Origin of the sequence: Mesorhizobium sp. M1004, assembly GCF_040318795.1 — a bacterium.
GTDB lineage: Bacteria > Pseudomonadota > Alphaproteobacteria > Rhizobiales > Rhizobiaceae > Mesorhizobium.
The window spans coordinates 412920-433899 of sequence record NZ_JAMYNB010000005.1; the positions used below are offsets into that span (position 1 = coordinate 412920).

A 20980-nucleotide genomic window follows, 5' to 3' on the forward strand; every position below is an offset into this window, starting at 1 on the left:
TATTGATTGCTCAGGCCGCGTTGCGCCTTCGGTCGGGCGAAACAGCCTCGTCGGAAAGCAGCTTCAGCGCGTCGGCCAGCTTGAGCGATTCCTGATCGCGCGAGCCAAGCCGGCGGATGTTGACCGTCTCCTCCTCCGCCTCGCGCTTGCCGCAGACGAGGATCACAGGAACCTTGGCCAGCGAATGCTCACGCACCTTGTAGTTGATCTTCTCGTTGCGCAGATCCGGTTCGGCCAAAAGTCCTGCCGCCTTCAACTGTGCGACAACCTTTCGCGCATAGTCGTCAGCATCCGAGGTGATCGTCGCCACAACCACCTGCAGCGGCGCGAACCACAGCGGGAAATGGCCGGAATAATGCTCGATCAGGATGCCGAGAAAGCGTTCCATCGAACCGCAGATGGCGCGATGCACCATCACCGGCTGCTTCTTTTCCGAATCCGAACCGATGTAGAAGGCGCCAAAGCGTTCCGGCAGATTGAAGTCGACCTGCGTGGTGCCGCACTGCCATTCGCGGCCGATGGCGTCCTTCAGCACATATTCGAATTTCGGCCCGTAGAAAGCGCCCTCGCCCGGATTGATCGAGGTCTTGATGCGGTTTCCCGAGCGCGTCCTGATTGTATCCAGCACGTTGCCCATGATCGCCTCGGCATGATCCCAGGCCTCGTCGGTGCCGACGCGCTTATCCGGCCGCGTCGACAGCTTCACGCTGACATCGTCGAAGCCGAAATCGGCGTAGGTCGACAGGATCAGATCGTTGATGCGCAGGCACTCCGCGGCCAGCTGCTCCTCGGTGCAGAAGATGTGCGCATCGTCCTGCGTGAAGCCGCGCACGCGCATCAGCCCGTGCAAGGCGCCGGACGGTTCGTAACGATGCACATTGCCGAATTCCGCAAGCTTTACGGGCAGATCGCGATAGGATTTCAACCCATGCTTGAATATCTGCACGTGGCCCGGACAATTCATCGGCTTTAGCGCGAACACGCGGTCGTCGTCGGTGTCGTCGCCGGCCACCGTCACCTTGAACATGGCATCGCGATACCAGCCCCAGTGGCCCGACGTCTCCCACAGGCTCTTGTCGAGAACCTGCGGTGCGTTGACCTCCTGGTAGCCCTGCTCGTCGAGGCGGCGGCGCATGTAGTTGACCAGATTCTGGAACATCTTCCAGCCCTTGGCGTGCCAGAAGACGACGCCCGGCCCCTCTTCCTGGAAATGGAACAGGTCCATCTCGCGGCCGAGTTTGCGGTGGTCGCGCTTCTCTGCCTCTTCCAGCATCGTCTGGTAGGCATCGAGTTCAGCTTGCTCGGCCCAGGCCGTGCCGTAGATGCGGGTCAGCATCGGGTTGTTCGAATCGCCACGCCAATAGGCGCCGGCCACCTTCATCAGCTTGAAGGCGTTGCCGATCTGCCCGGTGGAGGCCATGTGTGGGCCGCGGCAGAGGTCGAACCAGTCACCCTGGGAATAGATCTTGAGATCCTGGTCTTCGGGAATGGCGTCGATCAGCTCGAGCTTGTAGCGCTCGCCCTTCTCGGCAAAGACCTTTTTCGCCTTGTCGCGCGACCAGACTTCCTTGGTGAACGGCTTGTTGCGCGCAATGATCTCGCGCATCTTCTTTTCGATCACCGGGAAATCGTCAGGCGTGAACGGCTCGTTGCGGGCGAAGTCGTAATAGAATCCGTTCTCGATCACCGGCCCGATGGTCACTTGCGTTCCCGGCCACAGTTCCTGCACGGCCTCCGCCAGCACGTGTGCTGCATCGTGGCGGATCAACTCCAGCGCGCGCGGATCGGTGCGGGTGATGATCTCGATCTTGCCGGACTTGCCAAGTGGGTCGGAAAGATCGCGAACGGTGCCGTCGATCGCATAGGCGACGGCTTTCTTGGCCAGCGACCTCGAGATCGATTCGGCGAGGCCCGCACCGGTCATCGCCGCGTCACAGTCGCGGACGGAGCCATCGGGAAATGTCAGGGAAACGGAATTCAGCATTTGTATCTCCTATCCAGTCCCGCAAACGAGCGCGGGTGGTCGTGGTGTGAAGCCGGAGGCATCCGGCAGCGGGCGGGTTTTAGAGGCAGCACGGTGTGAGGTAAAGAGCGCTGGTAGTGTGTCAGTTTGAATTCCAGTTGGAACGTTGCCATTGGCCTCCCCGATCGGAACGACCAAGGACCGCCACTTTGCAGCCGTTCAAGGCTAGCGCGAGCTTTCACTCACTCGCGCAGGCCTGCCTTGCGCAAGTTCTCGCGAAGATGTTCCAAGTCACCTGAGTTCTTGTATGGCGCCATGTCCGAGGTCGTTCTCATCGTGATTGTGGCTCGCGGCTCCAGCTGCAAAATGTGCTCGATGACCTGCTGCGCTTCGTCTTCGCTCCCTAAAGCCGCGTAGCTCGCTGCCAGGTATAAGTGTTGGTATACGGTGTCGAGGGTTCGTAGACCTTCCAACGCCGCGATCGCTTCACGATATCTGCGAACGTCGTAGTAAATCTGGCCAATCTGTAGGATGTACCACTCGGGGTAGTGAGGGTTGAGACGCATGGCTTTTTGCGCCGTCTCAAGGCCTTCCTGTGCCCTCCCACAATAGCTTAGGCAGGAACCGTAATCCAACAGCACGTCGGCGTCATTTGGATTAAGCTCAAGGGCGCGTTGATACTCAACGATAGCGCGTTCGTATTGTCCGCAAAATAGGCAGTGCCCTGCGAGCGCATAGTGCCCCCATGCCTCGGCGTCGTCCCGTTCGATCGCCAAATTGGCGTATTTCAGGCCACATGCCAGTGAAGCCTCGGGATTCGCGCTCCAACCGTCGCTTGCGTCGATCATGTGCGTCCAAGCGAGCTTGGCAAACGCCTTTCCGAACTTCGGATCGAGTTCGCCTGCCTTCTCAAAGAGTTCCCGAGCACGCAAGTTGTCTTGTTTTGTGTAGCGGTTGAGAGACTCCATGCCCCGCACGAAATAGTCCAGCGCCTCAAAATTCCGCGTCCCCGCGACTTCCGGGCGCTCTTGCCACGCCTTTAACAGTCGGCCTCCGTACGCTGTGGCTAAACTGCCGATTATTCTTTCAGTGACATCGTCCTGCACGGCAAAGATGTCCTCGATGCCTCGGTCGTAGCGCTCTGCCCAAAGGTGCCGCCCAGTCTTGCCGTCAATGAGCTGGGCGGTAATCCGGACCCGGTCCTTTGACCTCTGTACACTGCCCTCCAAGATATAGCGGGCACCCAGCTCTCGGCTGGCATCCTGTATCTTCGTGGCTTTGCCCTTGTAAGCAAACGTCGAATTACTGGCTATGACGGAAAGATCGCGAAACCGAGACAATCCGGTGATGACGTTCTCTGTGATCCCATCCGCAAAGTAGTCCTGCTGACGGTCGTCGCTCATATTGACGAACGGCAGCAAAGCGATGGATGGCTTATCAGCAAGCGACGCCGGCGAAGTGGGGGCCGCTTCGGGACCGTCGAGGCGCACCGCATAAGCTCGCACGGGGCGTTCAATATTTTTAAGTATCTGCTCACCAATGTCGTCGAATTGAAGTTCAAGCCGGTTTCCGAGGTGATCTCGCACCGTGCCCGAAACCATAACACCTCCAACAGGAGCGATGCCTTCGAGCCTTGTCGCCACGTTCACGCCGTCACCCAACAGATCGTCATCCTCGACGATTACGTCACCGAGGTTGATCCCAACGCGGAATTGTATTCTTCGGTCCTCGGACAGTTTTGCGCTGCGACCCGACATGGCACGCTGCATAGCAACGGCACAAGCCACGGCGTTCACGACACTTGGAAACTCGGCGAGGATGCCGTCGCCAGTCGTTTTGAAGATGCGACCTTGGTGCTCGGCCATATTTGGGTCGATAAGGTGGGCCCGTATCTCCTTCAGATCGGCAAGTGTGCCGGCCTCGTCGCTGCCCATCAGGCGCGTATACCCCACCACGTCAGCGGCCAGAATTGCGGCAAGACGGCGTTGGACGCGTCCTTCGGTCATGTGGTGCATTGCTTTCAAGAGCAACAGGACCGGGATTGTAAGGGCGACGGCCGACAGAGTCCACGAGCCGGAACGTCGACTGATACATTTCCGCAGCGGTCATTGGCACAGCCGCCGGGATTTGTCGCGGCAACTCACTTCACCAGTTGCGGCAAATCCCTCAGGAACGCCCCGCGGGTCGCCGGGCCCTTCGGTGTGTCGATCGGTTTGGTATCGACGACCAGCCGGGCGAAGACGATCCGCCGGCCGCCCTTTTCGGCCCAGCCGACGAACCAGCCCAGCGCGCGCTTGTCCTTGCTGTTTCCCAGCCTGGTGCTGCCGGTCTTGCCCCGCACCGTCCAGCCGCCGGCCTGGAAAGTCGGCAGGATGGCTCGGGTCATCTCATGCGCCTTGGCAGAAACCGGCATCTTGCCGGCGAGCAGCTGGCGCAGGAAGGCTGTCTGTTCGACCGGCGATATCTCAAGCGAGGAATTTATCCAGGATTGCGTGAGCCCGTTGTCCTTGTCGGCATCGCCCGAGACATCCATGTTGCCGTAGCCGAATTTCGAGACGTAGCCGGCAAAGCTTTTTGCGCCGAGCCGGCGCACGATCTCGCGCGAATACCATACGATCGAGTCGCGCTCCCAGATCGTCGGGTCGACGGCTTTGTGGTCGCGGCTCACGGCCCTGAATTCAGGCTTGTAGTTCCAGGTCGGCGTATGCGCATCGCTCAGGATTCCGCTGTCGTAGCCGATCAGTGCCAGCGGCACCTTGAAGGTCGATGCCGGGCTGACGCGTTGGTCGCAGACGCCATTCTGGTAGAGCGTCTCGCCGCTCGCCGCGTCCTGGATAAGCGTACAGGCGACATCGCCAAGCGGCGCCGATTGCGCCCGCATCGGAAATCCCAGAAACCAGGCCAGCAGGAAGAGGACCGCGGCAATGATGAAGGGATGGGTTTCGATCCGACGCATGTGGGCTCTCCTGGGAATGAACAGGAGGCGCTTAGCGAAGTGTCTTGGCTCGATTTTGACTCAAATGCGCAGTCTTTGTGCAGGCCGTTGTTAACCCTACCGGATCGTAAAGAAATGCCGCCCTGGCGATCTGGATCAGGGACCCAGCGCGTCCGCCGTCAGGCCTCGCCGCGCTTCCTGCCGATCTGCCAATAACGCCATGGCGTGAACCAGACGTAGCGCGGAGCGAGCACCTCCGGCACGCGGTCGACGCCGTGCGTTCCGAACGGCCCGCAGCGCAGCACCCGGAACAGCCCCATGAAGCCACCGGCCCACAGGCCATGGCGGGCGATCGCCTCATGCGCGTATTCGGAACAGGTCGGCAGATGCCGGCAGGAATTGCCGACAAATCCGGACAGCGTCAGTTGATAGAGGCGCACCAGCGACGTGCCGAAAATGCGGCCGGGTGTTTTGCGCCAGGGACCGGGCCAGTTGCGGCCGCGCCGGGTCCGTCCGGCGGCATGCACATGCCGATGCTGGTCGCCCACTGCAGCCTCTTTCCGAACGCGACCCCGAAACCGGCTTCCGGGTCAGCTTGCGTTTCCAAACCGATAGATGTGAGCTTCGGCCGGCAAACGCAATCCTCTTCACTCGCCTCTTTGTCGGCTTCAGGGTCGCGAGCGGCGAAAGGGATGCCGCTCCGCTGGAGCCGCCCAGCGGGTGGCCGGCCTTTGCTCGGTGCGCTGCACATGATGCTGCCTGTCGCCATGCCACTGAAATGTCGCGATCCGCATCACATCGCAAAAGATTTCCAGTAACTGGATCATGGCCGCATCTCCTTTGAGACGGATTAGACGCCCGCTGGCCTTCGCCTTCAAACGAGTATAATTTCCGGTTCAGATAACTTCGGGTTATGCGAAATGAAGCGCGGACGGCTGCCCCTGACGGCATTGCGAAGTTTCGAGGCAGCCGGCCGGCAATTGAGCTTTAGCCGGGCCGCCGAGGAGCTGTTCGTCTCCCAGGCCGCCATCAGCCGGCAGATCCGCGAACTCGAGCAGTTCCTGCGCCAGCCCTTGTTCCACCGTCATCACCGTCGCGTCGAGCTGAGCGAAGCCGGCCAGCGCCTGCTCGATCAGTTGGTCAGGAGTTTCGACGACATCGACAGGCTGCTTTCGGACCTGGTGGCGGCCCCGGCGCAGTCGGTGGTTCGCGTCAGTGTCGAGCCGTCGCTGGCCTCGGTATGGCTGTTGCCGCGGCTCAACCGCTTCAGCCAGTTGCGGCCCGATATCGACGTTTCCCTCGAAGTTGACCCAAGGCCGATCGAGTTCCGCAGCGATCAGCCCGAACTCGCCTTGCGCTTCAGCGCGCGCGCCACCTCATGGCCGCGCAGCGAGGCCGAATGGCTAGCCTCGACCGTCGATTCACCGGTCCTGTCGCCGGCCTTGCTGGGATCGGGCCCTGCCCTCGAAAAGCCGCTCGACCTTGCCCGCTACACGCTGTTGCACGAGGAAAATCGTCAGGGCTGGGCGCGCTGGTTCGAAGCGGCTGGCGTCGCCGCCGACGCCATTCCGGCGCGCGGCCCTATGCTGGCGGATGTGTCGCTGTCGAAGCAGGCGGCCCTGCTCGGCCACGGCGTGGCGCTGGGCGACCTCTTGCAGATCGGCGAGGAGATTGCGTCCGGCGCGCTGATCAAGCCGTTCGACATCGACGTCGCATCCGGCGCCTACTGGCTGGTGGCCAGGAGTTTGAAGGATTTGCCCGAACCGGCCAAGGCATTTGCCGACTGGGTGAGAAGCGAATTTGCCGAAAGCAGACGGGCGCAGGAAGCGAAAGCCGGAGCCGCCGGCTAGTTTGGTTTCTTGCGGTATTTTTCGAGAAGTTGATCAAGCTCCTTCGCATCGATTCCGAGAGGTTTGTCCGACGTATCCTCTCCCGGGTTGAATGTGAGGACCACATCACGCCAAAGTTCGTAATGGGCCGCATAGGATGTCAGCCCGGGAAATGGTGCACAACGCGCGATGGCCTGGACAGCGGACTCGGCAAGCTTGTCCGGCAGCGGTGTCACGGGACCGACAATTTTTGGCGGACCGGAAAGCGACCCGTCCTTGTTCAGACTGATCTTAACGCGGGCGATGCCGCGGGTGTTCACGGGTATGTTCCAGCAGAGCTGAATTGCCTTCATGAGATAGTCGCCGATATCGCGCTGGACGACCACGTCCGCCCTACTCACGCCGCTGCCCAACGCAAGCGAAACGGCAAGGCTCGCGGCAATCACCAGGCTCTGGCGATCAGATAGCAGGGTCACGCCGCTTCTTCGGCGCGTTTCTTCTCGATCTGACCGATGGCATCGACGACCGCATCGAAGGTCAGCATGGTCGAGGTATGACGCGCCTTGTAGTCGCGCACCGGCTCCAGATATCTCAGATCGGCAAAGCGGCCTTGCGGCGGCGCGCCGTTTTCCTTGAGCATCTTCAGCATGGTGTCGCGCACCGCCCGCAATTCGTCGGCGCTGGCGCCGATGATATGTTGAGCCATGATCGAGGACGAGGCCTGGCCGAGGGCGCAGGCCTTCACGTCATGCGCGAAATCGGTGACGACGCCATTGTCCATCTTGAGGTCGATGGTCACCGTCGAGCCGCACAATTTGGAATGGGCCTTGGCCGTCGCATCCGGATGATCGAGCCGGCCGATGCGTGCGATGTTTCCGGCAAAACCCAGAATTTTCGCATTGTAGACGTCGTCAATCATATTTTTCCAATCCGTCGCCGCCAAGCGAACAGCGATTGCCGCTGTGGCGTCTTTCATTCGCTGCGTACGACCATATATAATGGTGGCAGTCGGGTATCGACAAGGCACTGCAAAGCCATGGTCCTTGCCCATTTCGTTCACGCCGCTTGCGGGCTGGAAACAGGGCGAGTTTTCAGCACCCGAAAGGTCGTGGTCCGTTCAACTCGTTCCTTCTGAGAGAGGAACTACGGGAGACGCCTTTATGGATGCCGTCATCAAGAAAATCATGGCCCCTTCCGACTATCTGGACAAGCCGGTCACCGACAGGCCGAGCGAAGCCGAGGTCGAGGCCGCCGTGCGCACGCTGTTGCGCTGGACCGGCGACAATCCGGACCGCGAGGGCCTGATCGACACGCCCAAGCGCGTCACCAAGGCCTTTCTCGAAATGTTCAACGGCTATGACATGTGCCCGGCCGAAGAGCTCGGCCGCACCTTCGAGGAAGTCGCCGGCTATGACGATCTCGTCATCGTCAGGGACATCCAGTTCCACTCGCATTGCGAGCACCACATGGTGCCGATCATCGGCAAGGCGCATGTCGGCTACCTCCCGGATGGCAAGGTCGTCGGCCTGTCCAAGATCGCGCGCGTCGTCGATATCTTCGCCCATCGCCTGCAGACTCAGGAGGCCATGACCGCACAGATCGCCGGCGTCATCCAGGACGTGCTCAATCCGCGCGGTGTCGCCGTCATGATCGAGGCCGAGCATATGTGCATGGCCATGCGCGGCATCCGCAAGCAGGGCTCCACCACGCTGACCTCGACCTTCACCGGCGTGTTCAAGGACACGCCCGAGGAACAGGTCCGTTTCGTCACCATGGTGCGCGGCCTCGGGGCGTAAGCCCCTCGCCGGCATCGCTAGATCAAGGACCGGCGATGTCGGCACTAACATTTCCCAAGGCTCCATCAGACAAGAAGGCTCTCGAAGAAGGCGCGGTGTTTTCCCCGCGCTTCGATGCTGCCGGGCTGGTCACCGTCGTCGTCACCGACGCCGCTGACGGTATGCTGCTGATGGTCGCGCATATGAATGCCGAGGCGCTGGCGCTGACGCTCGAAACCGGCATCGCGCACTACTGGTCGCGCTCGCGCAGCACGCTGTGGAAGAAGGGCGAAACATCAGGCAATTTTCAGACCGTCGTCGAGATGCTCACGGATTGTGACCAGGACGCCATATGGTTGCGCGTCAAAGTGTTGGGCCACGACGCAACTTGTCACACCGGCCGGCGTTCATGTTTTTATCGGACGGTGGGGCTAATCGGCGGCAAGGCAACGCTTGCCGGCGATGGCAGCACGCCGCTGTTCGATGCGGAAAAAACGTATCGGAAGCCCGCGTGAACCATTCAACAGTCGCAAACCACTCATATTCACTATTCTCAAACGTCCTTCCTGTAGAACGGACGCGGGATAAGGGAGATCATGATGCTCGAGTGGGCGTCATTGCGTAGCAGACCGGACGTGCGGGAAGCCAATGGCCCCTCATCGTCCGGCGGCGTGCCTGACCCGCAACCCGCGGGCAAGACAGGCATTTCGCTCGCGCTGGGCGGCGGCTGCGCACGCGGCTGGGCGCACATTGGCGTGCTGCGCGCGCTCGACGAAGCCGGCATCGAAGTCTCGATGATCGCCGGCACCTCGATCGGCGCGCTGGTTGGCGGCTGCTATCTCGCCGGCAAGCTGGACGAACTCGAGGAGTTCGCCCGCAGCCTGACCAAGCGGCGCATCTTCGGCCTGCTCGATCTCAATCTGCGCGGCAGCGGCCTGTTCGGCGGCATGAAACTGGACGTCAGGCTGCGCGAGCACATGGCAGGCATCCGCTTCGAGGATCTGACGAAACCCTTCGTCGCCGTTGGCGCCGAAATTCGCACCGGCCATGAGATCTGGCTGTCCAGCGGTTCCCTGATCACCGCGATGCGCGCTTCCTATGCGCTGCCCGGCGTGTTCGAACCGGTGAATTGCAACGGCCGCGTCCTGGTCGACGGCGCGCTGGTCAACCCCGTTCCGGTCTCGGTCTGCCGCGCCTACGAGCAGCCGCTGGTCGTCGCGGTCAACCTTCACTACGATCTGTTCGGCCGCGCCGCCGTCATCAAGCACAGCGCCGGCGAACTGCTCATCGAGAAGGACGCGCCCCGGCCAGGCCAGGCCAGCCCCGACCACCAGCCGCACCAGAGCCGTCTCGGCATCACCGGCGTCATGGTCGAAGCCTTCAACATCATCCAGGACCGGATTTCACGCGCAAGGCTGGCGGGCGATCCGCCCGACATGTCGCTGCAACCGAAACTCAGCCATATCGGCTTGACCGAATTCCACCGCGCGGATGAGGCGATCAGCGTCGGTTACCAGGCGACGATGGCGCAGATCAGCGAGTTGAAGCGGCTGCAGACGGTTCTCGCTTAAACCAATTCGGCAATGTCAGGCTTTGGCCGCATCGGTGATGCGGAACTGCACCGTGCGGTTGCCGTTCCAATAATTCCCCGACAGCGAGCCGGCTACATGGATCGTGTTGCCCCTGTTCTTGAACAGGAATTCGCCCAGCGCGGTATCGACGGATCGAAAGGCGATGCCCTGGATGCGGCCGCCGCTTTCCGACTGCAGATCAGCCCGGATGTGGTTGGTGCCGACGGCCCGCGCGTCGGCCAGCCGATGGCGCGGCAGCGCGAACACCGGCGCGACATGGCCGGCGCCGAAAGGCCCGGCCTTTTCCAGTGCATCGAGCAAAGCAATCGTCGCGCCCTCGGCGGCGAGCGCGCCGTCGACGGCCAGACTTTCTTCGTCCTGCAGCCGGAACACTTCGGCCGCCGCGCGCTCCTCAAAGAAAGCACGGAGTTCGCCGAGCTTGGCGCGTTCCACCGTGATGCCGGCGGCCATGCCGTGGCCGCCGCCCTTGACGATCAGCCCGGCATCGGCGGCTGCGCGCACCAGCCGTCCGAGATCGAAGCCCGACACCGAACGGCCGGAGCCGGTGCCGATGCCATTGGCGTTGAAGGCGATGGCGAAGGCCGGCCGCCGCGCATGGTCCTTCAGCCGCGAGGCGATCAAGCCGACAATGCCGGGATGCCAATTGGTGCTGGCGGTGACGATGATGGCCGGCCCGTTGCCGCCGGCAAGTTCGGCGTCAGCCTCCGCGCGCGCCGCTGCCAGCATCTCCAGCTCCATCTGCTGGCGTTCCTGGTTGAGCCGGTCGAGTGTCTCGGCAATGGTCCTGGCCTCAACCGGATCGTCGGTGGCGAGCAGCCGGCTGCCAAGTGCTGCATCGCCGATGCGGCCGCCGGCATTGATGCGCGGCCCAATCAGATAGGCGAGATGAAAGGTGCTTATCGGCTCACCGATGCGGGACACCCGCGCCAGTGCGGCGAGCCCCTCATTCTTCTGCTGCCGCGCCATCTGTAGTCCCTTGACGACGAAAGCGCGGTTCACGCCGATGAGCGGCACCACATCGCAAACCGTGGCCAGCGCCGCCAGGTCGAGCAACGACAACAGGTCCGGCTGCGCGGCATCGGGCAATCGGCTGCGCAGGACCCTCGCCGTCTGCACCAGAGTGAGGAAGACGACACCGGCGGCGCACAGATGGCCTTGCCCGGAAAGGTCGTCCTCGCGATTGGGATTGACGACCGCGGTCGCCTCCGGCAGCGGGCCGCCGACCTGATGGTGGTCGAGCACCACCACATCGGCGCCTGCGGCCTTGGCGGCATCGATAGAGACAGCGCTGTTGGTGCCGCAATCGACGGTGACGATCAGCGTCGCGCCGCGCGAGACCAGTTCGCGCATAGCCTCCGGATTGGGGCCGTAGCCCTCGAAGATGCGGTCGGGAATGTAGATCTCCGAAGGCACCGAGAAATGCGCCAGGAAGCGCTTGAGCAACGCCGAAGAGGCGGCGCCGTCGACATCGTAGTCGCCGAAGATTGCCACCTTCTCCTTGGCCATGACCGCTTCGGCGATGCGGGTCGCAGCCTTGCCCATGTCGGTCAGCGAAGCCGGATCCGGCAACAGATTGCGAATCGTCGGATCGAGGAAGCGCTCGGCCTGGTCGGCGGTGACGCCGCGCCCGGCGAGCACGCGAGCCACAATGTCGGGCACGCCGTGGCCCTGCGCTATGGCGAGCGCAGTCATGTCCTGCCGCTCGCTCAACCGGTGTTCCCAGGAAACACCGGTCGCCGACTGCCTGACATCGAGGAAGAGGCGTTTGTCGCCCGTCATAGGAGGCGTAGTCTACAGATTGTCATTTCCGGCAATATGCGACGGCTAAACAGGAAAGTCTCAACTTTTCCACCTCCTGGTGACGCGCGTTGATCTCGCGGCTCACGCCTCCGCCAGAGCCCGATCATGACTGGTGGGTTCGACCTGAAATCTCAATCCGGCTCCGAATCAAAGAGATAGAGCATTATGGCGTCCGAACCACCTTTCAGCAGGAATATCAATCGGTTAAGGAGAAAAATGACTTGGCCTAACCAGCGCGCTCAATGCGGATAACCTGCGGCTTGTCTGTGAGGTGGCCGTCCTTGGTGATGCCGTCGACAGCCTTGCGCACCGCTGCTTCCGTCGTCTCGTGGGTGACCAGGATCACCGTCTTTTGCGCGTCGGTCTCACCGCTGACGGCATGCTGGACGATCGATTCCAGCGAAATGTCGTTGTCGGCCATGCGCTTGGCGATCGCGGCGAAGACGCCGATGCGGTCGTGCACGGTCAGCCGGATGAAATAGCCGCCGGCATGGCTGCGCATCTGCGCCTTCTTGTAGGGGCGCAGTTCCTTGGCCGGCAGGCCGAACACCGGACCGTGCTGGAAGCCCGGCCGGCTCTTTGCGATGTCGGCGATATCGCCGACCACGGCGGACGCGGTGGCGTTGCCGCCGGCGCCCGGGCCGGAGAGCAGCAGTTCGCCCAAAATGTCGGTTTCGATGGCCACCGCATTGGTAACGCCATGCACCTGTGCGATCACCGACGCGGTCGGCACCATGGTCGGGTGCACGCGCTGCTCGATGCCGCTGTCGGTGCGCTGCGCGACACCGAGCAATTTTATCCGGTAGCCAAGGTCGCCCGCAGCGCGGATGTCGGCCTGGCTGATGTTGGAAATGCCTTCCATGTAGATGTCATTGGCCGCGATCCTGGTGCCGAAGGCCAGGCTGGTCAGGATCGACAACTTGTGCGCCGTATCATGGCCCTCGATATCGAAGGTCGGGTCGGCCTCTGCATAACCCAGCCGTTGCGCGTCCTTCAGGCACTCGTCGAAGGAGATGCCCTCGGCCTCCATGCGGGTCAGGATGTAGTTGCAGGTGCCGTTGAGGATGCCGAAGACGCGGGTGACCGAATTGCCGGCCATCGCCTCGCGCATCGTCTTGATGACCGGGATGCCGCCGGCAACTGCCGCCTCGTAGTTGAGCAGCACGCCCTTCTTCTCGGCGATTTCGGCAAGCGCCACGCCGTGCTTGGCCAACAGCGCCTTGTTGGCGGTGACGACATGACGTCCGGCTTCTAGTGCTGCCTTGACCGACGCGCGCGCTGCCCCTTCGTCGCCGCCGATCAGTTCGACGAAGACGTCGATATCGGCGGCCTGCGCCATCTTGATCGGATCGTCGAACCATTTGGCGGCGCTGAGGTCGACGCCACGGTCGCGCTTGGGATCGCGCGCGGAAACGGTCGTGACGATGACATCGCGTCCGCACTGGCGCGTCAGCTCCGCTGCCTTGTCGCGCAGCACGCGCGCCACCGAGGCGCCAACCGTACCCAGACCCGCAATTCCAACGCGCAACGCTTCAGCCATGCCCGGCGACGCCCCTCAAAAAATCTACTCGAATAAGATGTGCGGCGACTTTAGCGATGCGCGGCGAGCGGCACCACATTGTTCGGCTGCTTGGCGCTGGACGCCAGGAAGCGCTTGATGTTGCGCGCCGCCTGCCGGATCCGGTGCTCGTTCTCGACCAGCGCGATGCGGACATGATCGTCGCCATGCTCGCCAAAGCCGATGCCCGGCGCCACCGCCACGTCGGCGTGCTCGATCAGGAGCTTGGAAAACTCAAGCGAGCCGAGATGCTTGAACGGCTCCGGGATCGGCGCCCAGGCGAACATCGAGGCAGCCGGTGCCGGAATGGTCCAGCCGGCGCGGCTGAAGGCATCTACCATGACGTCGCGGCGCTTCAAATAGACCTCGCGAACTTCGGCGATGTCAGCGCCGTCGCCATTCAGCGCATGCGCCGCCGCCACCTGGATCGGCGTGAAGGCGCCGTAATCGAGATAGGACTTCACCCGCGTCAACGCCGAGATCAGCCGCTCATTGCCGACGGCGAAGCCCATGCGCCAGCCAGGCATGGAGAAGGTCTTCGACATCGAGGTGAACTCGACGCAGACATCGATGGCGCCCGGCACCTGCAGCACCGAAGGCGGCGGATTGCCGTCGAAATAGATCTCCGAATAGGCAAGGTCCGACAGGATGATGATGTCGTTCTTCTTGGCGAAGGCGACCACGTCCTTGTAGAAATCGAGCGAGGCGACCAGCGCCGTCGGGTTCGACGGATAGTTGAGGATCAATGCCAGCGGCTTCGGGATCGAATGACGGACACCGCGCTCGAGCGCCGGGATGAAGCCGTCATCCGGCTCGACCTGCAGCGAACGGATGACGCCGCCCGACATGATGAAGCCGAAAGCATGGATCGGATAGGTCGGGTTGGGGCACAGGATCACGTCGCCCGGCGCGGTGATCGCCTGCGCCATATTGGCGAAGCCTTCCTTCGAACCGAGCGTCGCCACCACCTGCGTGTCGGGATTGAGCTTCACGCCGAAGCGGCGCTGATAATAGGCGGCCTGGGCGCGGCGCAGACCTGGGATGCCGCGGGAGGAGGAATAGCGATGCGTGCGCGGATCGCGCACCACTTCGCACAATTTGTCGACGATCGCCTTCGGCGTCGGCAGGTCCGGATTGCCCATGCCAAGGTCGATAATGTCGGCGCCGCGCGAACGGGCGCTGGCCTTCAGCCGGTTGACCTGCTCGAACACGTAGGGCGGAAGCCGGCGGACCTTGTGAAATTCTTCCATGTCAGTTCCAGACGATTTAAGATTGGCTTTAGCACAGTTGGCTTGGCTAGGCGCCTTTGGCAAAGACCGCTTTCGGCGCGCGATATAGCCTTATTTGCAGGTAGGGTCGAGGGCGGGATCGCATTTGGCTTCGATCTGCTTCAGCGTGTCCTTGCCATGGTTCTTCGCCAGCGAGTTCAGCGCCGCCGGGCTGGTGGACGGGGCACCGCCGCCGCCCTTGGCCACTTGCCCCTGCTGTTCGCCCTTCAACTGGGCAAGCTTGGCCTGCGTCTCCTCAGGGGTGAGTTGCCTTGCCGCCACCTGCGGCGGGATGTTGAGATTGGGATAAGAGCCGGTGTCCTGCGCGCCCTGCGTCAGGCCGACATTCATCCCGTTGCCGGTATTGGCGCTCGTGCAGCCACTTGCCGCCAGCAGCCCTGGCGCCAGACAGGCGATTGCAACCGCGACGCGGCAAAAGCGGCCTGCCCCCGAAAAAATGGTCTTGCCGGTGTTAATCGTCATATTGTTTTCCTGGCAGCCGGGGTACAGCGCATTGGACCCGGTCAGATGTCCCATGATAATATGTCAAGAAAACGCCTCGGGAGGAACCCCGCGAGCCATGTCCAAAACACCTGATTCGAGCAAAGCGGAAGATGATCAATCTTCGACCGTCGAGCAATATCTGGTGAAAGACCCGGAACGCTTCGCGTTGAACATGGCGCGCATGGTCGAGCAGGCCGGCAAAGCCGCCTCCGCCTGGGCCGAGCCGCGCGAAAAGGGCGAGGTGCGCGATCATGTCGCCGAACCCGTGGTCGACATGGTAAAAACCTTTTCCAAGCTCAGCGAATATTGGCTGGCCGACCCGCAACGCGCGCTGGAAGCGCAGACGCGACTGTTCGCCGGCTACATGACGGTCTGGGGCAACGCCATCCAGAAGGTTAGCCCGAATGCCGAGGCGCCCGAAGATGCGGTCAAGCCCGAGCGCGGCGACAAGCGTTTTCAAGACCCCGAATGGGGTCGCAACGCTTTCTTCGATTTCCTCAAACAGGCCTATCTCGTCACCTCGCGCTGGGCGGCCGACCTGGTCGAGCACGCCGAAGGCCTCGACGATCACACCCGCCATAAGGCCAGCTTCTACGTCAAGCAGGTGTCCAATGCCATCTCGCCGTCGAACTTCATCCTGACCAATCCGGAGCTGTTTCGAGAAACCGTTGCCTCGAATGGCGAAAACCTGGTGCGCGGCATGAAGATGCTGGCCGAAGACATCGCCGCCGGCAAGGGCGACCTGAAGCTGAGACAAGCTGACTATTCGCCCTTCGAGATCGGCAAGAACGTCGCGACATCTCCCGGCAAGGTGGTCGGGCGCAGCGATGTCGCCGAAATCATCCAGTACGATCCGACGACGGAGACGGTGCTCAAGCGCCCGCTGCTGATCTGCCCGCCCTGGATCAACAAGTTCTACATCCTCGATCTCAACCCGCAAAAGTCCTTCATCCGCTGGGCGATCGAGCAAGGCCATACCGTGTTCGTCATCTCCTGGATCAATCCCGACGAGCGGCACGGCGCCAAGGGCTGGGAAGCTTACATACGGGAAGGCCTGCAATACGGCCTCGACACGATCGAGAAGGCGACCGGCGAGAAAGAGGTCAACGCCATCGGCTATTGCGTCGGCGGCACGCTGCTGGCGGCCGCACTCGCACTGCTGGCACAGGAAGGCGACAACCGCATCAAATCGGCGACCTTCTTCACCACGCAGGTCGACTTCACCCATGCCGGCGACCTGAAAGTCTTCGTCGACGAGGACCAGGTGGCAGCGGTCGAGAAATCGATGAACGAAAAGGGCTACCTCGACGGCACCAAGATGGCGACCGCTTTCAACATGCTGCGCTCGGGCGACCTGATCTGGCCTTATGTCATCAACAATTACATGCGCGGCAAGGATCCCCTTCCCTTCGACCTGCTCTACTGGAACGCCGATTCCACCCGCATGGCGGCCGCCAACCACTCCTTCTACCTGCGCAACTGTTATCTCGAGAACAATCTGACGCGTGGCGTGATGGAACTCGCCGGCCGCACTTTGTCGCTGGCCGACGTCACCATCCCGGTTTACAACCTGGCGTCGAAGGAAGATCACATCGCGCCGGCCCTTTCCGTGTTTCTCGGCTCGCAATATTTCGGCGGTGAGGTCGAGTTTGTGATGGCTGGTTCCGGCCACATTGCCGGTGTCGTCAACCCGCCGGCAGCCAAGAAATACCAGTACTGGACCGGCGGCAAACCGACAGGCGATTTTGACCAGTGGCTCGCCTGCGCGGTGGAGCATCCCGGCTCCTGGTGGACGCATTGGCAGCACTGGATCGAGACCCAGGACGACACCCTCGTTCCGGCCCGCAAACCGGGCAAGCACATGAAAACCCTGGGTGATGCCCCCGGCACCTATGTGAAGGTGCGTGTGTAACGGCCGGCACCTTTTGCAGGTGCCTGTGTGTAACGGAATGTAATGTCTGGTGAGTTGACGAGCCGGCAAAACGGGGCGAAATGGTGTCGTCAACCTTCAAGAAGCCTCAATTGGCCTCCAACGAGCAAATAATTCAGAGGCTTGCAGAATTGACACAAGTCTCGTTTCCGGTTTGGGAACACAAGGCATTGGATGTGAACGTTTCGACGCCGCACCAATAGCAGGCCGACCGGACACCGAGGGGGAATTTAGTTTTGAAATCAGTAGGATCGCGTCTCGCGGGGAGAGAAGGTCGCACTATAGCGGCAGCGCTTTTCTCCGTGCTTCTGGCGTCCTGCACCTCCGCCAGCGACCCCACAATGTCCGTCGGCATGCCTGGCTACAACGCGACCGCTTCTGACATCGCCGCGGCTTCCGGCGCCAGCCCTGCGGCGCCGGGCGATTCGACCGTGCAGGTCACATCCACCGGGCCGCAGATGATGATGACGGCAGCGGGCGATGCGACACTGCCCGAGCAGGTCGCCTATGTGCCGGTGGCCAAGCCCGGCACCGGCTTCCCGGTCAATGTTCCCGCCGGCTCCGAAACCATTGTCGGCCAGACGCCGCAGTCGCTGCAGCAGTCAGCACAGACCGCGGCCGCAACGGACGCCGTGGCGCAGAAGATCGCCGCCGCCGATGCCGGCGTGACCGCGCCGAAACCGACTGCCGCGGCACCCGCGCCCGGCGAGGTCTACGTGACCGCCGCGCCCCTGCAGATCGACACGCCGAAGAAGGGCTTCCTGGCCTCACTGTTCAGCACCACGCCAACCTCGGCGGCACCTGCTCCGCTGGTCAACTCGCGCTCGGGCGAACAGCCTGCGGTTGCTGCCCAGAAGGCCGCCCCGGCAAAGCCGATCATCACGTTGGCCTCAGCCAGTTCGGCCGACAAGCCCTTGCAGCTTGCCTCGCTTGGCAACGAGAGCAACCACATCACCGGCAGCGATGCCTTGCCCGGCGTGCGCCAGACGGCGCTGTTCGAGATCAAGCGCAAATCCGGCCTCGACGACGAAAGCGACGTCGACCTGAACGAGGACGAGGGTTCGGGCGGCGCCTATCAGGTGGCTTCCGCCGCCGGCCTCGCCCGGCTGGCGCCCAACGGCCTGTTGAAGCAAAACGAGAGCGTCGACGTCGCCTGCCTGAAGCCGTCGCTGGTGCGTGTGCTGAAGACCATCGAAGGCCATTACGGCCGCAAGATGATGGTCACATCAGGCTACCGCGACCCGGCCCGCAACCGGCGCGCCAACGGCGCCAAGAATTCGCTGCACATGTATTGCGCCGCCGCCGACATCCAGGTTCCCGGCGTCTCCAAATGGGAACTGGCGAGCTACATCCGAACCATGCCCGGCCGCGGTGGCGTCGGCACCTACTGCCATACCGAATCCGTTCACGTCGACGTCGGCCCCGAGCGCGACTGGAATTGGCGCTGCCGCCGGCGGGGGTAGCATCCCCATTCGGCAAACGGGCCGAGGGGCTGTTAGCAGCCCGCCGTTTTTTCCGATTACCTATCAGCGACGTTCGAGATTAGCCGAGGCACCCGCGACTTCGTCATCCTATGGCGAAGCAAGGAGCGCAGCGACGCAGCGCAGACGCGAGGATGACGACTGCGCGGCGCATTCGTCCAAAGATGTGCAACGACGCGAGGCCAGAAAACCTGCGCTTGCTCACCAAACTGGCCGTTTTCGCCCCTCTTGAAAAAAGTTTCTGCATCTGGCGGCTGATGGGTTGCCGGTTGGCAACAACGCAATTATAAGCCGCTTCGTCTGAGCGCGCCCATCGTCTAGCGGTTAGGACACCGCCCTTTCACGGCGGTAACAGGGGTTCGATTCCCCTTGGGCGTACCAGATCTTTCAGGAAAACAGGAAGCCTCGCGGCAGCCGCCGAACTAGCAGCGGCTGGAAGGGTGGCGCGGCGCATCGGTTGAAACGGCGAACAGCGGCTGCCGTGCCGAGGTTTCCCTCGGCGCCTGCTCGCGGCAATCTCCGGCCACTCACCCTTGGTCGTGCGCTACCTGCGGCCAGCGCTGTAACGCCGCGTGGCCACCCTCGGTCAGCGCGTAGACGCCGCGCTCGGCCCTGGCGAACCAGCCATAGACATTGTCCAATAGGATGCTGGCCGCGCGCGGCGAAATCGCTTTCAGATCGCGCGGGCGTTTCGGCCCGTCGGTCATGGCTGCGGCGCAGGCCAGCGCATCCTGCCGGTAGGCAGTCATGATCGGGGCTCGCGAGCCACCGCCGACCACCGGATCGCCGCGCCGGCGCCGGTGTTCCTCCATCAGCCGCGAGCGCCGCTTTGGATCGCGACGCGGCGGCAGAGCGGCCGGGCTGAGCAGCAATTCGACCTCCCCCTTGCCGCTGACAGCCAGAAGCCCGAAGCCGAGCCGCCGGCACAGCGCGCGAAAACGGCGGTCGTGCTCGCGGCCTTTGCCACGCGCCGACATGCGCGCGGCCAGCCACACTTCGTCGCATGCCGCCGCGCGATCGACACCTTGCAGCACCAGTTCGAGGTTGAACTGCAATTTCAGTTCGCAGATGACCAGCACAGGCGGCTCGCCGTCGCGCACCGCCACGATATCGCAGTGGCCGACTTCGCCCTTCACCGTGAATTCCAGGCTCTCGAGAAACCGCTTCACCGGGATGTAGAGAGACGTTTCCTGCATCGCGCAGGCATAGCCGATTCGGATCGGGTCGGCACAGGGATCGCCGAGAGGCCGACGCCTTGCGCTAAACCGCGTCGATCCCACCATCTGCAAAAGCCATCCGTAAGGCAGGTTCTCCGGCGTGATGGTCCCGCCATAGCGCTCGACGATTTCCTTGGCGATGACCGACGTCACCAGGGCCGAGCGCGACCAGTATTTCATCGCCTGTCTCGCGTTCAACAAGGCGCTCGCCGTGGCTGGGACGGCACGATCGACAGCGCAAGGCCCGAGATCGTCGACGCCAAGACCGGTCCACGGTTAGCCACAGTGAGCGCGTGTCGGTCCTCTGTTCGAAGCTAGAGGCGGGTGCGCGTCCGGCGCTGCCCTGGTGCGGCATCGTCCGCCTTGAAATGCATCTCGTCCTGGACCGCGGCAAAAAACCGGCGGACATCGTTGGCCGCCGAAGCCGCATCGCAGCCGGCCGCGACCGCCTTGTCGAGGAGTTCGCGCGCCGTGGCCTTCCAGAACGACGTGGCCGTGTCGCCGTGCAGTCTGCCCAGCCTTGCGGCGACCTCGCGCACCAGCACGGTCTGCCGGTCTAGCGGGAAGGTACGCACATTGGCTGAAGACATGTTCTGCACCATGAAACCGACGCAACGAATCAGACGCTGCTCTATGGCTCATGCCTAGCTGTGAAGTCGGAAACGGAACCTTAACGCCGCGGAGTCCGCGCCGATTGGAACGAGTCGGTTGGCCGGCCTCCAGGCCAAGCAGAACTCTAGACCCTCAGGCCCCTCGCCTCGCCGGCGCGCTTGGCCGTAACCATCATGTCCCTGGCCAGCAGGCCACTGACCCGGCAAAACGCCATGAAGGCGCGCCATGCGTCCTCAGTCCTGACCACATCCACCGTGGCCCCGAAACAGGCATTGAACGCCGCTTCATAGACCTTGCCCTGTCGCTTCTTTGGCCAGTCATGCAGGATATCCAGCGCCTGTTCGACGCTGTATATTTCCTCTACCGGCAGCCCGGGCGCGGGCGCGATGCGCACCGGCACCTCGAATTGCAATCTGTCCATTCTATATCTCCCGAACTGGCGTCGACCACAGCAACGCCGTTCGTCGTCAAAAGTTGCTTTGGCTGCTTTTGCGCGAAAATGTGTCGTCAGTGCGA

Annotated in this window: 19 protein-coding genes and 1 tRNA gene; 7 read left to right on the forward strand and 13 right to left on the reverse strand. The window is 62.5% G+C overall.

Going from position 1 to position 20980, the window contains the following annotated elements; all coding sequences use genetic code 11:
• Window positions 1–10: 10 nt before the first annotated feature.
• The 4 genes from thrS to yidD all read right to left on the reverse strand — a co-directional run bounded on the left by thrS (window position 11) and on the right by yidD (window position 5446).
• A complete protein-coding gene (gene thrS / locus NKH54_RS13565; protein WP_353028377.1) occupies window positions 11–1984 on the reverse strand; it encodes a threonine--tRNA ligase in 1974 nt (657 codons plus the stop codon).
• Between the two features lie 221 nt (window positions 1985–2205).
• Window positions 2206–3969 carry an adenylate/guanylate cyclase domain-containing protein gene (locus NKH54_RS13570; protein ID WP_023825667.1) on the reverse strand — a complete coding sequence of 588 codons (1764 nt, stop codon included), beginning with the start codon at window positions 3967–3969 and terminating at the stop codon, window positions 2206–2208.
• 134 nt (window positions 3970–4103) lie between these two features.
• A complete protein-coding gene (gene blaOXA / locus NKH54_RS13575; protein ID WP_352787227.1) occupies window positions 4104–4919 on the reverse strand; it encodes a class D beta-lactamase in 816 nt (271 codons plus the stop codon).
• Window positions 4920–5077: 158 nt separating this feature from the next.
• Complete coding sequence (gene yidD / locus NKH54_RS13580) at window positions 5078–5446, reverse strand: membrane protein insertion efficiency factor YidD (protein WP_023830632.1); 369 nt, start codon at window positions 5444–5446, stop codon at window positions 5078–5080.
• Between the two features lie 372 nt (window positions 5447–5818).
• Between yidD and NKH54_RS13585 the strand changes: the two genes are divergently transcribed.
• Window positions 5819–6748, forward strand: a complete 930-nt coding sequence (locus NKH54_RS13585) for a LysR substrate-binding domain-containing protein (RefSeq protein WP_353028378.1) — start codon at window positions 5819–5821, stop codon at window positions 6746–6748.
• On the opposite strand, the gene tolA is transcribed toward NKH54_RS13585, so the two are convergent.
• Window positions 6745–7203: a cell envelope integrity protein TolA gene (gene tolA, locus NKH54_RS13590; RefSeq protein WP_353028379.1), complete on the reverse strand. Its 459-nt coding sequence runs from the start codon at window positions 7201–7203 to the stop codon at window positions 6745–6747. The two genes, NKH54_RS13585 and tolA, sit on opposite strands and share 4 nt — an antisense overlap.
• Window positions 7200–7646 carry an iron-sulfur cluster assembly scaffold protein gene (locus tag NKH54_RS13595; protein WP_353028380.1) on the reverse strand — a complete coding sequence of 149 codons (447 nt, stop codon included), beginning with the start codon at window positions 7644–7646 and terminating at the stop codon, window positions 7200–7202. The genes tolA and NKH54_RS13595 overlap by 4 nt, the downstream gene beginning before the upstream one ends.
• A 241-nt stretch (window positions 7647–7887) precedes the next feature.
• On the opposite strand from NKH54_RS13595, the gene folE reads away from it, so the two are divergent.
• The 3 genes from folE to NKH54_RS13610 all read left to right on the forward strand — a co-directional run bounded on the left by folE (window position 7888) and on the right by NKH54_RS13610 (window position 10073).
• Entirely contained in the window at window positions 7888–8523 is a 636-nt protein-coding gene (gene folE / locus NKH54_RS13600; protein WP_023725696.1) for a GTP cyclohydrolase I FolE, read from the forward strand.
• 35 nt (window positions 8524–8558) lie between these two features.
• Entirely contained in the window at window positions 8559–9017 is a 459-nt protein-coding gene (gene hisI, locus NKH54_RS13605) for a phosphoribosyl-AMP cyclohydrolase (protein WP_023688273.1), read from the forward strand.
• An 84-nt stretch (window positions 9018–9101) separates the two neighbouring features.
• Window positions 9102–10073, forward strand: a complete 972-nt coding sequence (locus NKH54_RS13610; RefSeq protein ID WP_353028381.1) for a patatin family protein — start codon at window positions 9102–9104, stop codon at window positions 10071–10073.
• A gap of 15 nt (window positions 10074–10088) precedes the next feature.
• On the opposite strand, the gene recJ is transcribed toward NKH54_RS13610, so the two are convergent.
• The 4 genes from recJ to NKH54_RS13630 all read right to left on the reverse strand — a co-directional run bounded on the left by recJ (window position 10089) and on the right by NKH54_RS13630 (window position 15203).
• Window positions 10089–11873 (reverse strand): single-stranded-DNA-specific exonuclease RecJ, encoded by a 1785-nt coding sequence (gene recJ, locus NKH54_RS13615; RefSeq protein ID WP_353028382.1) that lies wholly within the window; start codon window positions 11871–11873, stop codon window positions 10089–10091.
• A gap of 247 nt (window positions 11874–12120) precedes the next feature.
• The gene (locus NKH54_RS13620) at window positions 12121–13434 is read right to left on the reverse strand and encodes a homoserine dehydrogenase (RefSeq protein ID WP_023753343.1); all 1314 of its coding nucleotides are present in this window, start codon (window positions 13432–13434) and stop codon (window positions 12121–12123) included.
• 50 nt (window positions 13435–13484) lie between these two features.
• Window positions 13485–14702, reverse strand: a complete 1218-nt coding sequence (locus NKH54_RS13625) for an LL-diaminopimelate aminotransferase (RefSeq protein WP_023681615.1) — start codon at window positions 14700–14702, stop codon at window positions 13485–13487.
• 90 nt (window positions 14703–14792) lie between these two features.
• Window positions 14793–15203 carry a hypothetical protein gene (locus NKH54_RS13630; protein WP_023691128.1) on the reverse strand — a complete coding sequence of 137 codons (411 nt, stop codon included), beginning with the start codon at window positions 15201–15203 and terminating at the stop codon, window positions 14793–14795.
• Between the two features lie 97 nt (window positions 15204–15300).
• On the opposite strand from NKH54_RS13630, the gene phaC reads away from it, so the two are divergent.
• The 3 genes from phaC to NKH54_RS13645 all read left to right on the forward strand — a co-directional run bounded on the left by phaC (window position 15301) and on the right by NKH54_RS13645 (window position 19016).
• The gene (gene phaC / locus NKH54_RS13635) at window positions 15301–17136 is read left to right on the forward strand and encodes a class I poly(R)-hydroxyalkanoic acid synthase (protein WP_352497768.1); all 1836 of its coding nucleotides are present in this window, start codon (window positions 15301–15303) and stop codon (window positions 17134–17136) included.
• Window positions 17137–17495: 359 nt separating this feature from the next.
• Complete coding sequence (locus NKH54_RS13640; RefSeq protein WP_023805330.1) at window positions 17496–18617, forward strand: YcbK family protein; 1122 nt, start codon at window positions 17496–17498, stop codon at window positions 18615–18617.
• A 324-nt stretch (window positions 18618–18941) separates the two neighbouring features.
• Window positions 18942–19016 (forward strand) — tRNA-Glu (locus NKH54_RS13645).
• A 146-nt stretch (window positions 19017–19162) separates the two neighbouring features.
• On the opposite strand, the gene NKH54_RS13650 is transcribed toward NKH54_RS13645, so the two are convergent.
• The 3 genes from NKH54_RS13650 to NKH54_RS13660 form a co-directional block, all read right to left on the reverse strand.
• Window positions 19163–19831, reverse strand: a complete 669-nt coding sequence (locus tag NKH54_RS13650) for a DUF2161 domain-containing phosphodiesterase (protein WP_023688243.1) — start codon at window positions 19829–19831, stop codon at window positions 19163–19165.
• 335 nt (window positions 19832–20166) lie between these two features.
• Entirely contained in the window at window positions 20167–20442 is a 276-nt protein-coding gene (locus NKH54_RS13655) for a DUF6074 family protein (RefSeq protein ID WP_023691124.1), read from the reverse strand.
• A gap of 146 nt (window positions 20443–20588) precedes the next feature.
• Window positions 20589–20885 carry a DUF982 domain-containing protein gene (locus tag NKH54_RS13660; protein ID WP_023688240.1) on the reverse strand — a complete coding sequence of 99 codons (297 nt, stop codon included), beginning with the start codon at window positions 20883–20885 and terminating at the stop codon, window positions 20589–20591.
• Window positions 20886–20980: the final 95 nt, after the last annotated feature.